Consider the following 16279-nt stretch of genomic DNA (forward strand, 5'->3'; position numbering starts at 1 on the left):
CCCGTGAACCCTCCCCATGCCGGCCGTCATGCGACGCGTGCTGGCCGTCGTGATCGTGATGGCGAGCGTGTGCGGCATGGCGCGGGGCGCCTCGACGGTGCCGGTGGCCGCGCCCGCGGCGCCGGCCGGCGTGCTGCGCTTCGACCTCGCCGCGCAGCCGCTGGCCGAGGCGCTCACCGCCTTCCATCGGCTCACCGGCGCCTCGCTGCTCTATGACGCCAGCACCGCCAGCGGCCTGAGCGCCGCCGCGGTGCAGGGCGAGATGACACCGGCCGCCGCGCTGCAGCGGCTGCTCGAGGGCACGGGCGTGGTGGCGCGGCCCACCTCCGCCACCGGCTTCCTGCTGGCGCGCGAGCCGCTCGAGGCGGCCGCGCCGCGGCCCGCGCCCGCCGCGGCGCCGGCCGATGCCGCGCAGGCCGCGCCCGACCCGGCCCTGCTGCGCTACCGCGGCCGGCTGCAGGCGCGCATCGTGTCGGCGTTGTGCGCGGATCCGCGCACCGTGCCCGGCACCTACCGGCTGGCGATGAACCTCTGGGCCGGCGCCGATGGCCGCATCGCGCGCCTGCGCATCCACCCCACGGGCGAGGCGGCGCGCGACGCGCGCATCGAAGCCCTGCTGAGCGGCCTCGACCTGGGCGACGCGGCACCGGCGCCGGGCACCTCGCCGGTCGCGCTGCTGGTGCTGCCGCGGCCGCCTTCGCAGACCGGCGATTGCGCGGCGGAGGCGCCATGAGCGAGATGCCGTCCGAGCTGCTGCGCTTCTTCGTCGACCGCTACGACATGCTCAAGCGCAAGCTGGTCCACCGCCTGGGCTCGACCGAGATGGCCGAGGACGTGCTGCACGACACCTACGTCAAGCTCTCGACCCGTGCGCTGGGCGCGCCGGTCAAGAGCCCGCAGAGCTTCCTGCTGCGCACCGCCGTCAACCTGGCGATCGACCGCATCCGCGCCGACCGGCAGCTGCTGTCGATGGAGGAAGTCGACGCGCTGCTGTTGCCCGACAAGGGCGCCAACCCCGCCGACGCGGCCGCGGCGCGCATCGAGCTCGAGGCCGTGGCGCACGCCATGGACCGCCTGCCGCCGCTGCGCCGCCAGCTGCTGTTCGCCTCGCGCGTCGAGGGCACGCCGCAGAAGGAGCTGGCGCAGCGCTACGGCATCTCGCTGCGGCGGGTCGAGCGCGAGATCCACCTGGCCCACGCCTTCTGCGCCGAGCAGATGCAGATCCACCGGCATAGAGAAAAATAGTTGGCGGTCGGAGGCCGCGCCGTTCGTCCAGGTGGAGTGCCCCGGACTTTTTCGGGCGTGAAGGCGGCGCGCTCCCGATCCCATCGATGAACCTGAACATGGCTTCCAACTCCTCCGGCGAACCGGCGTCCTCCCTCGACGAGGAGGCGCGCGCCTGGGTGCGCCGGCTGCAATCGGGCCAGGCGCGCGGCCGCGATGCGCGCCTGCTCTCGGACTGGTGCGCGCGCAGCGCGGCGCACCGCGAGGCCTTTGCGCGCGCACGCCAGGAGTGGCGCGACATCGGCGCGGTCGCGCTCACGCACGGCCGGCTGTTCCCGCGGCGCCGGCGGGCCGATGCCGAGGGCGCGGTGCTGGCCGGCGTCGACCCGCGGCGCCGCTGGTTCCTCGGCGCGGGCCTGTCGGCCGCGGGCGCGGCGGCGGTGGTGGCCGTGGTGCGGCCGCCGCTGGGCCTCTGGCCTTCGTGGGACGAGTTCGCGGCCGACTACCGCACGGGGGTCGGCGAGCAGAGCCGGGTGGCGCTGGCCGATGCGATCGACCTGACGCTCAACACCCGCACCAGCCTCTCGCTGCGGCCGGCCGGCACGGCCGAGGAGGGCCGCCGGCTGCGCCTGATCGCGGGCGAGGTCGCGGTGCGGCGCGGCCCGGACGCCGCGCCGCTGACGCTGGACATCGAGGGCGCGCAGGTGCTGCCCGGCGTGGGCAGCGTCGAGCTGCGGCGCCTGGCCGACCGCTGCGTCGTGACCTGCACCGAGGGCTCGGCCGTGGTGCTGTCCGACGCGGGCCGCCTCGCGCTGCGCGCGGGGGAGCGCGTGGGCGTGGGCGCCGGCGGCGTGTCGCGCGTGGCCACCGTCGACGTGGCCCAGGCCGCGGCCTGGCACCGGGGCGTGGTGGCCTTCGACAACACGCCGCTGTCGGAGGCGGTGGAGGAGATCAACCGCTACCGCGCGGGCCGTGTGGTGCTCACCAGCAACGCGCTGGCCCGCCATCGGCTCAGCGGGCATTTCCGCATCGATGCGCTGGACGAGGCGATCGGGCAGATCGAGGTGCTGTTCGGCGCGCGTGTCACACGGCTGCCGGCCGGACTGGTGATGCTGGGGTAGGCGAGGGCGGCGCGCAAAAAAGTTCGGAATTGCTGGCGGGTCTTTCGCGCTGCAACGTCTAGGGAAGGTCGTCCACCCCGCGCCCGCATGGGAGCGCCGGACAGCCCGAATCCAACCGACGTCCTCACGAGTCCCCTCATGTCGCCACGCCAGAGCCCCGCACGCCCCGTCTCCTCCCTTCATCCCGATCGCGGTGCCGCGCGCGGCCGGCCGCTGCGCTCGCCGCGCCTGAAGCCCGTGACCGCGGCCGTCGTCGTGCTGCTGCTCGCCGGCGGCGCGCACGCGCAGCGCGCGCTGGGCCCCGCATGGATGGCGCAAAAGAACCTGGCGCAGAGCACCGCGGCCGCGACGGGCCGGCTGCCCAACGGCCTGCCGGTGTCCTCGCTCAACAGCCCGCTGGCGCAGCAGCAGCAGGCCAATGCGCAGCTGGCGCGCTCGATCGACAACCTCAACCTCGCGGCGCGCGGCATCGCGGCGCAGCAGGCGGCGCAGGCCGCGGCCCGCGCGGCGGCGCTGGCGGCCGGCGGTGGCGTGCCCGATGGCTTGACCGAGGGCGGCTTGAAGGTCGACACGAACAGCCTCACGGCCGGTTGGCTCAACGCCAACGCGCCCACGCAGGGCTCGGCCGACGGCAGGACCACGGTGGCGATCCAGCAGACCGCAGACAAGGCGATCCTGAATTGGGAGACCTTCAACGTCGGCAGGAACACCACGGTCGAGTTCAAGCAGCAGGCCGACTGGGCCGTGCTCAACCGCGTCAACGACCCGAACGCGCGACCCTCGCAGATCCAGGGCCAGCTCAAGTCCGACGGCACGGTGCTGGTGGTCAACCGCAACGGCATCGTGTTCAGCGGCAGCAGCCAGGTGAACACCCGCAACCTGGTGGCCGCCGCGGTGGGCATGAGCGACGCGCAGTTCGGCCAGGGCCTCTACAGCAGCCTGCAGGGCACCACGCCCGTGCCGGTGCTGGCCAACGACCTGGTGCTGACGGCCACCAGCGTGGCCCACGGCAACGCGACGGCCGACGTGGTGGTCGAGGCCGGCGCGCGCATCGAGACGCGCACGCCGCAGTCGGTGACCGAGGGCGGCGGCTACGTGCTGCTGGCCGGGCGCGAGGTCCGCAACGGCGGCAGCATCGCCACGCCGCGCGGCCAGACCACGCTGGCCGCGGGCGATGCCTTCGTGATCCGCAAGGGCGTGGGCACGGACGGCAACGCGCAGTCGAGCACGCGCGGCAACGAGGTCGAGGTGCTGCGCAACGCGGGCAGCGCGGCCGGCCGGGTCGTCAACGCGGGCCTGATCGGCGCCGCCACCGGCGACGTCACGCTCAGCGGCCACACGGTGGAACAGGCCGGCGTGCTGCTCTCGAGCACCAGCGTCAACGCGCGCGGCACGCTGCACCTCACGGCCACCGGCGGCACCGACGCACGCGTCGTGCTCGCACCCGGCGGCGTGAGCGCGATCCTGCTCGACGCCAGCGCCGAGACCGCGCTCGACGTGCAGCGCAATGCGCTGATCAAGGAATCGGCCGTCGCCAGCGACGAAAGCTACAACCGGCGCGACCTGTCGCTGGTGCAGGTCGCGTCGAGCGGCGACGTGGCCTTCGAGCCCGATTCGCTCACGCTGGCCACCGGCGGCCAGGTCAACGTGACGGCCGCGCGTCGCACCCAGGTGGCCGAGCGCGCGTCCATCGACGTGTCGGGCGCGGTCGGGGTGCGACTGGCCATGGCTTCGAACAACGTCGAGATCAACGTGCAGGGCAACGAGCAGCGCGACGCGCCCGTGAACCGCGACACCAAGCTGCTCAACAACGCGACCGTGTGGATCGACCGCCGCTACCTGGTGCGCGTGCCGGCCGGCACCGACGGCTACGAGGCCGAGCGCTGGTACACCGGCGGCGGCCTGCTCGAGGTCGGCGGCTACCTCAACACCGGCGGCCACACCATCGGCGAATGGGCCGCGGCGGGCGGCACCGTCGACTTCGGCGGCGGCGAGCTGCTGACCCGCGCCGGCTCCTCGATCAACGTGGCCGGCGGCACGCTGGACGTGCAGACCGGCATGCTGCGCCAGACCTGGCTCACCGGCGCCGACGGCCGGCTCTACAACCTGTCGACCGCGCCCGGCGACATGCTGTACCGCGGCGTCTACCGCGGCTTCGAATCGGAACACGCGCGCTGGGGCAAGGGCGCGACCGAGTACTTCCACAGCCCGCTGATCGGCATGCAGGAGCGCCTGGAGAGCGGCTACACGGTGGGCCGCGATGCGGGACGCGTGGTCGTGGGCACGCGCTCGGCCGTGCTCGAAGGCGGCATCGACACCACGGTCTACCAGGGACCGCGCCAGCAGCAGGCGCGCGACGCCGGGCTCGACGGCTACGCGCAGTCGCAGATCGCCGCGGCCCGCGCCGGCCGGCTGATCGTGGGCCAGCTCGTGCCGGTGTACGACGGCAGCGGCAACACGCTGCGCGACAGCGCCACGCCGCTGGCCGAGCGCATCGACATCGGCAAGGCCGCGCAGGGCGTGGCCGAGGCCATCGCGCTGGCCGACGCCTGGCCGCAGGCCGCGAGCGGCAGGATCGTGCTCGACGCCGACTGGCTCAACGGCCTGGGCCTGGGCGGCCTGGCGCTGTACGCGAGCGGCGCGATCGAGGTGTCCGAAGCGGTGGTGGTGGTGCCCGGCGGCAGCATCGCGCTGCATGCCAGCCAGGTCGACGTGAAGGCCGACCTCGGCGCGCGCGGCGGCAGCATCGCGCTGGGCAACATGACCACCCGCTACGCCAATGCGGCCTGGAACGAGGTGCCCCTGGTGAGCGCGCCGCCCGCCGGCTACACGGCCCGCGTGACGCTGGCCGAGGGCGTGACGCTGGACACCCGCGGCCTCTGGACCAACCTGCTGCGCGACCCGGCGCAGAGCCGCGGCCTGCCTTATGTCGACGGCGGCGCGGTGCGCATCGCGAGCACCGGCGACGTGCTGCTGGCCAAGGGCAGCCTGATCGACACTTCGTCGGGTGCGGCGCTGATGGCCGACGGCACGCAGCGCGGCGGCCGCGGCGGCGACATCGCGCTGCGCTCCAACCAGTACGACACCGCCGGCAGCGGCGCGGGCACGCTCGCGCTGGACGGCGAACTGCGCGGCCACGGCATGAAGGGCGGCGGCACGCTGACGATCGACTCGGGCATCGGCATCGCGCTCGGCGGCGGCCTGCTGGCCGACAGCGGCGTGCTGCCCGCGGGCCAGGCGGTGCCGGTGCACCTGACGCTGGCCGAAGCCTTCGTCATCCCGGTCGGCACGGTGCTGCCCAGCGATTTCAGCTACACCGCCAACGTCATTCCCGCGGGCGCCGGCCTCAAGGGCCAGCCGGCCTTCAGCGCGAGCCGCACCGTCACGCTGGCCGCGCCCTGGGTGGTGCCCACGGCGGTGGTGAGCTGGGAGCAGATCCGCATCGATACCACCGACGGCATGTGGTACTTCAACGGCCAGATGATCCCGGCCGGCAAGACCATCCGCGGCATCGGCGGCAGCGGCAAGATCCCCGAGGGCTACATCGTGCCGGCCAATGCCTTCCCCAACGGCATGCCGGTGACGGACTACCTGATCACCATCGAGGCCGGCACGCCCTTCGCGAAGGAGGTCACGATGGCCGCGGGCCAGCGCATCGCGGCCGGCACGCGGCTGCAGGCCGATGCGGCGGTGAAGCCGCTGGTGGTGCTGGGCGACAGCCTGTTCCGCAGCGGCTTCTCGAAGTACGCGATCGGCGCGCACCAGGGCGTGCAGGTGGCGCAGGACGCGGCGCTCGAGATCACGATGCCGGTGCTGCGCCTCGACGTGCCGGCCGCGCGCACGCTGGCCACCGGCGCCGATCCCTCGGCCGCGCTGCAGCCCTGGCTGCCGCCGCTGTGGCAGCAGAACCCGGCCAAGGGCGTGCTCACGCAGCGCGCCGGCGCCGACATCGCGCTCACGGCGGGCACGCTGTACAGCCAGGCCCCGCTCATCGTGGGCACGGGCGCTTCGCTCGCGGTCGATCCCGGCCGCGCGATCACGCTGACGGGCAACGGCCAGATCACCGTCGACGGCGCGCTCAGCGCGCACGGTGGGCGCATCTCGGTGCTGCCGGGCGGCTTCGGCACCGGCAACGACGCGAACCTGCCCGCGGGCCGGCCCGATGGCCGCTCGCTCTGGATCGGCGCCGGTGCCGTGCTCGACGTGTCGGGCCAGGCCGTGACCGCGATCGATGCGGCCGGCCGGACCTACGGCCGCGTGAGCGCGGGCGGCGTGATCGAGCTGGGCGCGCGCTACGACGCCGAGGCGCGCAAGCTCGATGCGATCGAGGCCTTCCTGATCGTGCGGCCGGGCGCGGTGCTCGAGGCGTCGGGCGCGTCCGCGCTGCTCGAGGTCGCGGGCCTCGGCCCCACCGTCGTGGCGAGCCACGGCGGCACCCTCTCGCTGAGTTCCACGCGCGGCCTGTTCCTCGACGGCCGGATGCACGCCGCCGCGGGCGGTGCCGGCGCGGCCGGCGGCACGCTGGCGCTGCAGCTGGAGACCCCGGTCTACGGCCCGGTCGACCGCTTCACGTTCAAGGGCTCCAACGTCGACGACGCGGTGCGCGTGCCGCGCGAACTCACGCTCTCGCAGGTGCAGGGCGACAGCGGCCTGGCCGCCGGGCTGGTGGCCGCGCAGGCCGATGCCTCGCTGGTCTACGGGCAGGCGCGGCTGGGCGCGGACCGGGTCCAGGCCGGCGGTTTCGACAACCTGGCGCTGCTGGCCAACGGCCTGATCAGCTTCGATGGCGATGTGACGCTCGCGCTGGGCCAGAGCCTGCGGCTCACGGCCAGCAGCATGGGCCTGGCGCAGGGCGCGGCGGCCGACAGCCGCGTGCAGCTGAGCGCGCCCTACGTGCGGCTCGCGGGCTCGAGCGGCCGCCAGCGCGACAACACGATCATGCCCAACCCGGTGCTGGGCAGCCCCAACGCCGGCGCCGGCAAGGGCTCGCTCGGCGTGCCGCTGGTGGCCGCGGGCTCGTCCCTGGCCATCGACGCGGCGCTGATCGACTTCGTGGGCGAGGTCAACACCGGCACGCGCGGCACCATCGCGCTCAACGCGGCCACGCCCCTGACGGTGGAGCGCTTCGCCTTCGACGACATGCGCCTCTACAGCAGCGGCGACATGCGCTTCCGCGAGGACGCCCGCTTCTACGCGCCCGGCAACCTGCGGCTGGTGGCCGCGCAGCTCTATCCCACCACCGGCAGCAAGGCGCTGGTGATGGTCGGCCAGGTGAGCAGCCGCGACACCTGGGGCAACCTGGTCGCCAGCTTCGACCCGGCCCGCAGCCTCACGATCGAGCGCAGCAGCGAGGCCGACCCGGCCGTGCCCTATTCGGTCTTCGGCTCGCTGACGCTGGCCGCGGGCACCGTCCACCAGGGCGGCGTGGTGCGCGCGCCGCTGGGCAACGTGGTCTTCGGCACCCGCGCCGACGGCTACACCGGCCAGGTGAACCTGCTGCCGGGCAGCATCAGCTCGGTCAGCGCCCATGGCCTGACCATGCCCTATGGCGGCACCGTCGACGGCCTGACCTATGTCTACAACGGCGTCGACCTCGACTTCCAGGGCGTGGGCAACGAGCCGGCGGTGCAGTTCGCCAGCCATGCGGTCGACGTGCGCGAAGGCGCGGTGATCGACCTGCGCGGCGGCGGCGAACTCACGGGCGCGGGCTTCCTCACGGGCCGCGGCGGCTCGACCGACGCGCGGCTGCATCCGCTGGTGCAGAGCGGTGCCAAGGGCGGCTTCACGCTGCCCGGGCTCGCAACGAATCCGGTCTATGCGATCGTGCCCGGCGTGCAGGCCGGCTATGCGCCCATCGTCGCCGAGAAGGGCGCGGGCGACCCGGCCATCGGCCGCCAGATCACCATCGGCGCGGGCGTGCCCGGCCTCGCGGCGGGCACCTACACCCTGCTGCCCTCGAGCTATGCGCTGCTGCCCGGCGCCTACCGCGTCGAGCTCAGCGGCAAGGGGGCGGCGGTCACGGACACGGCCATCGCCATGCGCAACGGCTCATGGAGCGCGGGGGCGCAGCTCGACGTGGCCCACACGCAGATCCGCGATGCGCTGCCGATGCAGGTCACGCTGACCTCGGCCGACACGCTGCGCCGCTATTCGCAGTACAACGAGACCGGCGTCAGCGCCTTCGCGCTGGGCGTGGCCGAACGCGAGGGAATCCCGCGCGCGGTGATCGAGCGCGACGCCAAGACCCTGCGCCTGGACCTCTTCTCGCCCACCCTGGCGGGCGCGTTCGAGGGCGCGGGCCGTGCGCTGCAGTTCGACGGCACGGTGCAGCAGGCTCCGGCCAAAGGCGGCCGCGGCAGCACGCTCAACCTGAGCGGGCAGGGCCGCTACGAAGTGCTGGCGGCCGGCGCGGCGCCCACGGCCGGCTTCGGCGGCGTGTCGGTGCATGCGGACGACCTCAACGCCGTCGGCGCCGCGCGCATCGTGATCGGCGGCACGCTCAAGGCCACCTTCACCAACAACCAGGGCAGCCAGCAGTCGGCCAACGTGGTCGACGCCGCGGCCACCGCCTCGCGCATCGTGCTGCGCGCGGGCAGCCAGCTCGAGGCGGCCGAGGTGTTCCTGCTCACCGGCCGCATCGACGGCGGCATCACGCTCGAGCAGGGCTCGGGCATCGACACGCTGCGCCGCGGCGCGCCGGCCTACGACAGCACGCAGGGCTACGTCTACGCCACCGGCCCGAACAGCATGCTGGCGCTGTCCAACGGCTGGCTCGACGTGCTCGCGCCCACCCTGCCGACGCAGGCCGACGGCACCGGTCCCGGGGCGATCCACATCGGCGCCTGCGACGCGGGCGTGCCCTGCAGCGGCAGCACGCGGCTCTATTCCGAAGGCACGATCACCGCCGCCACCGACAAGGCCTTCACGCTGGCCGACTCGGTGCGCTACGGTGCGCGCAACCTGGTGCTGGCCGTGGGCGGCATCAACGTCGGCAGCGAGGCCGCGCTGGCCGAGGCGGCCGCGCGCGGCGTGCTGCCCGAGGGCCTCACGCTCAACCAGCAGGTGCTCGACCGCCTGCTGCTGGGCGACACCAGCGTCGGCGCGCCCGCGCTCGAGAACCTGGTGCTGACCGCGCGCGACGCGCTCAACTTCTTCGGCAGCACCGCGCTGTCGACCATCGACCCGGCCACCGGCCGCTCCGCGCTGCAGCGGCTGGTGCTGGGCACGCCCGCGATCTACGGCCTGGGCGGCGCGGGCGACGTGGCGCGCATCGAGACCGACACCCTGGTCTGGAACGGCGCCGCGACGCCGCCGGGCCAGGTGGTGGCGCAGGGTGCGGGCACCGGCACCGGCAGCGGGCAGCTGCGCGTCGATGCGCGGCAGATCGAGTTCGGCTTCGGCCCCGACCTGCGCGTCGACAGCGTGCGCGCGCAGGACCGCCTGGCGCTGGGCTTCGGCGAGGTCGCGCTGCACGCCAGCGAACGCATCACCGCCAACCACCTGGGCACGCTGGCGGTCTACCAGTCGCGCGGCGCCTGGGACGACAGCACCAAGGACTACGGCTACAGCGGCGGCGTGCTCGACATCCGCACGCCGCTGCTGACCGGCCATGCGGGCTCGGTCAACCGGATCACCGCGGGCGGCGACATCCGCGTCGGCGCGCCGCAGGGCGCCGCGCCGGCGAAGTCCGACAACGCGCTGCTGGCCGGCGCGCTGGGCGCGGAGATCGCGCTCGACAGCCGCGGCGGCAGCGTGGTGTTCGACACCGCGGTGCTGCTGCCCAGCGGCAAGCTCAGCCTGTCGGCCCAGGGCGACGTGCAGCTGGGCGCGGGCGCGCAGCTCGACCTCGCGGGCCGCAGGATCGATTTCTTCGACGTCAGCAAATACAGCTGGGGCGGCGACGTGCTGCTCTCCTCGCGCGCCGGCCACATCCGGCAGGCGGCGGGCTCGGCCATCGACCTGTCGGCCGACGACAACCGCGCGGGCAAGCTCTCGGCCATCGCGCTCGGCGCGGGCGCGGGCACCGTCGACCTGGCGGGCCGCATCGACGGCAACGCCAGCGGCCACTACGACGCGGGCGGAACACGGGTGCCCTACGCGGCCGGCCGGATCGAGGTGCGCGGCCAGCAGATCGCCGACTTCGCCGGGCTCAACCAGCGGCTGAACGCGGGCGGTGTCGTCGGCGGGCGCGCGTTCCAGCTGCGGCAGGGCGACCTGGTAATCGGCAGCGAACTCAAGGCGCGCGAGATCGACGTGTCGGTCGACAACGGCCGCCTCACGGTCGACGGCCGCATCGACGCCAGCGGCGAGCAGGCCGGCAGCATCCGGCTCGCCGCGAACGGCGGCGTCACGCTCGCGGGCACGGCGGTGCTCGACGCGCATGCCACGGTGCTGCGCGTGGACAGCTACGGCAAGGTCATCGAGGCGCCGAACCGCGCGGTGATCGAGATCGACGCGGGCCAGGGGCGGCTCACGATCGCCGACGGCGCGCGCATGGACCTGCGCGCCGGCCAGAGCCGGCAGGCCTTCGGCACCGTCACGCTCAACGCAGCGCGCCTGGGCGGCAACGACGTGGACATCGATGCCGCGGGCCGGATCGCGATCAACGGCGCGCGCTCGCTCACGCTCAACGCCTTCCGCACCTACACCGATGCCGCGCTGGGCACCGATGCGACCAACGATGGCCGTAGCTACCAGGTGATCGACCAGGCCTACCTCGATGCGAAGCACGGCGACAGCGCGCGCTTCATCGACGCCGCGCTGGGCAACGCCGGCCTGATGGACGGCAGGCTGGCGGGCCTGCGCGCCTACCGCGAGCAGTTCCACCTGCGGCCCGGCGTGGTGATCGCGGCCGACACGCGCGCCGGCTTCAACCCCGACGGCAACCTGCACGTCGACGGCGACATCGACCTCTCGGGCCACCGCTATGCGAGCGTCAACCCGTCCCTGCAGCGCACGCTGGTGCGCGGCTCGGGCGAGGCCGGCGCGCTGGTGCTGCGCGCGGCGGGCGACCTCGAGATCTTCGGCAGCCTCAGCGACGGCTTCGACGGCGGCCGGCTCGGCGTCACGCCCGACGACAAGGGCTGGATCCTGCCCAAGGGCCGCATCCCCTGGGGCGGCGACGTGGTGCTGCCGCACGGCCAGCGGGTGACGCTGGCCGAGGGCACCTTCTTCCAGTCGGGCCGCACGCTGAACTACGACCTGCCGATGCAGGCCATGAGCTTCGCGGCCAACACGCTGCTGCCGGCCACCGTCACCCTCGCCGAGGCCGTGACGATCGCGGCCGGCACGGTGCTGGGCGGCGAGGTGCGCGACGCCTCGGGCCGGCTGCTGCATGCCGCGGGCACGCTGCTGCAGCAGAACCTGGTGCTGCCCGCGAACACGCAGCTGGGCGCGGGCCTGCGCCTGCCCTCGGCCATCCAGGTGGCGGCGATGCTGTGGCCCAAGGGCGTGCCGCTGCCCTTCCCGCAGGGCAAGGTGCAGGACACGGCGGACCCGTGGAACCCCATCAACGGCGTGCAGCTCGCCGGCGCGCTCACGCTCAGGAAGGGCTCGGTCATTCCCGGCGAGACGTGGGTCAGGCTGCCGGGCGACGCCGAGTCGGTGGCGCTGCGCCCCGCCGATGCCGTCGACGGCACGCAGGGCCGCACCTGGGCGCTGGCGCCCATGCTGGCGCCGGGTTCGGCCTCGTGGGACCTGCGCCTGGTCGCGGGCGCCGACCTGCAGGCCGCCGACACGCGCCTGACGGTGCCGGGCAGCACGGCGCAGGTGCGCCTGTCCGACACCCACTACGGCCTGGCCTCGGAATACCTGCCGGTGCCCGGCACCGGCACGCCCGCGGTCTACCGCTGGTCGCCCGACATCGACGTGGCGACCTGGGAGTCGATGGGCCTGGCGGGGGTGTTCGTACCGGGCGAACTGATCACCCCGGAGACCATCGACCTGCTGATCGCGATGGGCTACATCGCGTCGAGCCCGCTCGAACTCAACGATTGGGGCGCGGGCGCCACGACCGACGTCGCCAGCCCCGGGACGCCGGCGGACTACGCCGACCAGATGCGTCCCGTGCGCCAGCAGCTCTACAGCGTGCTGCGCACCGGCACCGGCGACCTGGACATCGTCTCGGCCGGCAACGTCGCCATGACCTCGCCCTTCGGCGTGTACACCGCGGGCACGCAGGCGGCCTCGCTGGCCGCGCCCGGCGCCAGGGACCCGTACAACCTGCAGCGCGGCGTCAATGCCGAGGGCAACGTGCTCAAGAGCGAAGGCCATTACCTCGAGCAGCTGGTCGACGGCGGCAGCCAGAGCCTCTACCAGGCCTGGTACCCGGAGCGCGGCGGCAATGTGCTGGTGCGCGCGGGCGGCGCGGTGACGGGCGACCAGATCGGGCTGCGCGGCAACCTCAACCGCACCGACGATGCCTTCGGCATCCTCGACAACCCGGTCTCCAGCAGCGTGGCGATCGGCAACTGGCTCTGGCGCCAGGGCACGGGCAGCGTGGTGCCGGGCGCCGAGGGCGTGCCCACCGCCTGGTGGATCAACTTCGGCACCTACGTCGCGGGCGACGAGCGGCGCCTGGGCCAGTACCAGAACCATCCCTCGCTGGTCGGCTTCACCGGCATCGGCACGCTGGGCGGCGGCAACCTGGTGTTCGAGAGCGCGGGCAACGCGGGCGTGCTGTCGCAGCGCGGCGACGTCGACCGCAACTACGTGCCGCGCAGCCAGGGCCTGAACCTGGCGGTCGCGAGCACCGGCCGCATGACGGCCGCGGGCGAGCTGCTGCTGACCGGCGGCGGCGACCTCGACGTGCGCATCGGCGGCCGCCTCAACCCGGCGCGCGAGGTGCGCATCGCGACCTCGACCGCCGGCCTCACGCAGACCGAGCAGGCCACGCAGCTCGACCTCAACGGCACCTTCGTCAACCTGCGCGGCGCGATGAACCTGCAGGCCGGGGCCATCGGCAGCATCGAGCTGCGCTACGACCAGCAGGACCCGCAGGAATCGCGGCCCTACCGCGTGGCGGTCGCGAGCTCCTCGCGCGCCGGCGGTGGCCCGGTGATCGTGCCCGGCGATGCGGGCGTGCGCATCGACGCGCGCGGCGACCTGGTGCTGGGCAGCGTGGTCGATGCCGGCCGCGTGCCGCAGTACTACGACGGCTTCCGCTTCAGCTACGACGGCGTGCAGCGCACCGGCCAGGGCTGGGCCTGGTTCTCGCTGTGGACGCCGTCGACCGCGCTCGACCTGTTCAGCGCGGGCGGCAACCTCACGCCCGGCACCGCCTGGCTGGACAACGGCAGCAACCGCGACCAGGCCGCGACCGACGGGCGCTTCGTCTACCCCTCGCAGCTGCGCGCCGTGGCCGCGAGCGGCAGCCTCTACTACGGCAATGCCATGTCGGGGGCCACGAACAACGGCGTTCCGGTGCAGTCGCCCTTCGGCATCGTGCTGGCGCCGTCGCCGGTGGCGCCGGAATTCACCCGCACGCACGCCGGCCAGCTCGAGCTGCTGGCCGCCGACTCGATCCATGCGGGCGGCTATGCGATCACGCCCTCGGGCGCCGATCCGACCGCGCTGCCCACGCCCTACAACACCGGCTTCAGCGGCGCGGTGCGCCTCGCCTGGTTCGGCATCGGCCATGCCAACCACGTGCCGGTCGATGCGCACATGCCGTCGGTCGGCTACTACACCGGCTACGGCCTGGGCAGCACGCAGCTCTATCCGATGTTCAGCCTGACCTCGCCCTCGGCCTCCGGCTACGTGGCCGAGGGGCAGCAGCCCGCGCGCTACTACGCGGTCGACGGCGACGCCATCGGCGTGCGCACCGGCGCCATCGTCACCCGCGGCGGCCGTGCCGACAGCCCGGTCTGGTACGAAGGCGGCGGTGCGGTGGCGATCATGGCGGGGCGCGACATCGTGAATTCGGGCACCGCGCTCGGCAGCACCGCCGGCGAATCGGCCGACGGCCTGGGCTGGAGCACCTTCCGCTCGACCGTGCCCAGCCAGCTGGGCGATCCGCCGCGCATCACGCCGGTGACCAGCGGCTCCTCGCGCGGCAACCTGATCGTGCACAACAGCCCCGACGACGTGTCGGTGGTCTCGGCCGGGCGCGACATCCGCTACAGCAGCTTCTACGTGGCCGGCCCGGGCACGCTCGAGGTGACGGCCGGGCGCGACCTCTACATGGCCGACAAGGCCGAGCTGCGCAGCCTGGGCGCGATCGTCAACGTGACGCCCGGCGACCGCAGCGGCGGCGCGAGCATCGTGGCCGCCGCCGGCATGGGCGCGCAGGGCGCCGACTACCGCGCCTTCGCCGCGCGCTACCTCGACCCGGCCAACCAGGCCGACCTGGGCCGGGCCTTCGCCGACCAGCCGGGCAAGGTGCTCTACAGCTACGGCGGCGAGCTCACGCTGGGCCAATGGCTCAAGCGCGAGTTCGGCTATGCGGGCGACGAGGCCGGCGCGGCCGGCTTCCTGGCGACCCGCCAGGCCGAGATCGACCAGGCGCGGCGCGCGGCGTTGGCCGCCGGCGGCACGGCGGCCAACCGGTCGCTGGCGCGCGAGTACCGCGTCGAGAGCCAGCTGCACCTGGTGAACTGGCTGAGCGGCCTGTTCGGCGGCGGCAACGGCCAGCGCAACGGCCTGGGCCTGCATTTCGATGCGGCCACGATGGACGCCCGCGCCTTCTTCGACGCGCTGCCCGCGGCGCAGCAGCGCAGCTTCCTGCGCAACGTCTACTACGCCGAACTCAAGGCCGCGGGCCGCGAGTACACGGCCGTGGGCGGCCCGCGCGAGGGCAGCTACCTGCGCGGCCGCGAAGCCATCGCCACGCTGCTGCCCTCGCACGATGCGCAGGGCCGCGCGATCGAACGCAGCGGCGACCTGACGATGTTCAGCAGCGCGCAGTACTTCGACCAGTACGTCGGCGGCACCATGACGCGCCGGCCCAAGCCGGGCCTCAACTACCTGCGCTACGACGAGTGGCAGGCACAGGGCAGCCCGAGCTACTACGTGCCCTACTACCAGGTGCTGGACGCGGGCATCCACACCGACTTCGGCGGCGACATCAGCCTGATGGTGCCGGGCGGGCGCGCGCTGGTGGGCGTGGACGGCGGCTTCACGCCGGCCGAGGGCTCGGGCCTGCTCACGCAGGGCGCGGGCGACATCCAGGTCTACGCCAGGGGCAGCCTGCTGCTCGGTCAGAGCCGGGTCTTCACCACCTTCGGCGGCAGCATCCTGGCCTGGTCGGCCGAGGGCGACATCAACGCCGGCCGCGGCTCGAAGACCACGGTGGTCTACACGCCACAGCGCCGGCTGTACGACAGCATCGGCCTGGTGAGCCTGTCGCCGTCGACGCCCAACACCGGCGCGGGCATCGCCACGCTGAACCCGATCCCGGAGATTCCGCCGGGCGACATCGACCTGATCGCGCCGATGGGCACCATCGACGCGGGCGAGGCCGGCATCCGGGTGTCGGGCAACGTGAACCTGGCGGCGCTGCACGTGGTGAACGCGGAGAACATCCAGGTGCAGGGCAAGGCGGTGGGCATCCCGGTGGTGGCGGCGGTCAACGTCGGCGCGCTGAGCAACGCCAGCGCCGCCGCCGCGCAGGCCGCGGGCGCGGCGCAGGAGGTGATGCAGCGCGAACGCGCGGCGGCGCGCCAGGCGCTGCCCTCGGTGTTCACGGTGCGGGTGCTGGGCTTCGGCAACGAACCGGTGGACGGCGGCGGCGCGCGCTCGTCCGGCGCCCCCACGGCGGCGCCGGTCGGCTACCGGCCGGAGAGCGCGGTGCAGGTGCTGGGCCAGGCCGGCCGCGTCGACGAAGGCGCGTGCAACCAGCTGACGCCGGCCGAGCGCCGCACGCTGGCACTCTGAGCCCGCGATCCCGTTCGCTCGTCCCGTGAAGAAGGCGGCCGCCGCAAAGGGGCCGCCTTTCT

The 16279-nt window shown here is 73.9% G+C and carries 4 protein-coding genes; all 4 read left to right on the plus strand.

From position 1 onward, the window contains the following. Nucleotides 1–16: 16 nt before the first annotated feature. The 4 genes from A9977_RS28070 to A9977_RS28085 all read left to right on the plus strand — a co-directional run bounded on the left by A9977_RS28070 (nt 17) and on the right by A9977_RS28085 (nt 16217). The gene (locus A9977_RS28070; RefSeq protein ID WP_183028096.1) at nt 17–733 is read left to right on the plus strand and encodes an STN domain-containing protein; all 717 of its coding nucleotides are present in this window, start codon (nt 17–19) and stop codon (nt 731–733) included. Continuing rightward, entirely contained in the window at nt 730–1245 is a 516-nt protein-coding gene (locus A9977_RS28075; RefSeq protein ID WP_183028097.1) for an RNA polymerase sigma factor, read from the plus strand. The genes A9977_RS28070 and A9977_RS28075 overlap by 4 nt, the downstream gene beginning before the upstream one ends. Before the next feature lie 98 nt (nt 1246–1343). After that, nucleotides 1344–2345, plus strand: a complete 1002-nt coding sequence (locus A9977_RS28080; protein WP_259652183.1) for a FecR domain-containing protein — start codon at nt 1344–1346, stop codon at nt 2343–2345. Nucleotides 2346–2483: 138 nt separating this feature from the next. Further along, nucleotides 2484–16217 carry a filamentous hemagglutinin family protein gene (locus A9977_RS28085; protein ID WP_183028099.1) on the plus strand — a complete coding sequence of 4578 codons (13734 nt, stop codon included), beginning with the start codon at nt 2484–2486 and terminating at the stop codon, nt 16215–16217. Nucleotides 16218–16279 lie beyond the last annotated feature (62 nt).

Origin of the sequence: Variovorax sp. UMC13, from assembly GCF_014170375.1 — a bacterium.
Lineage (GTDB): Bacteria > Pseudomonadota > Gammaproteobacteria > Burkholderiales > Burkholderiaceae_C > Variovorax.

Coding starts and splice junctions, on each gene's coding strand:
- A9977_RS28070 (WP_183028096.1), top strand. CDS start 17: ATGCCGGCCGTCATGCGACGCGTGCTGGCCGTCGTGATCGTGATGGCG.
- A9977_RS28075 (WP_183028097.1), top strand. CDS start 730: ATGAGCGAGATGCCGTCCGAGCTGCTGCGCTTCTTCGTCGACCGCTAC.
- A9977_RS28080 (WP_259652183.1), top strand. CDS start 1,344: ATGGCTTCCAACTCCTCCGGCGAACCGGCGTCCTCCCTCGACGAGGAG.
- A9977_RS28085 (WP_183028099.1), top strand. CDS start 2,484: ATGTCGCCACGCCAGAGCCCCGCACGCCCCGTCTCCTCCCTTCATCCC.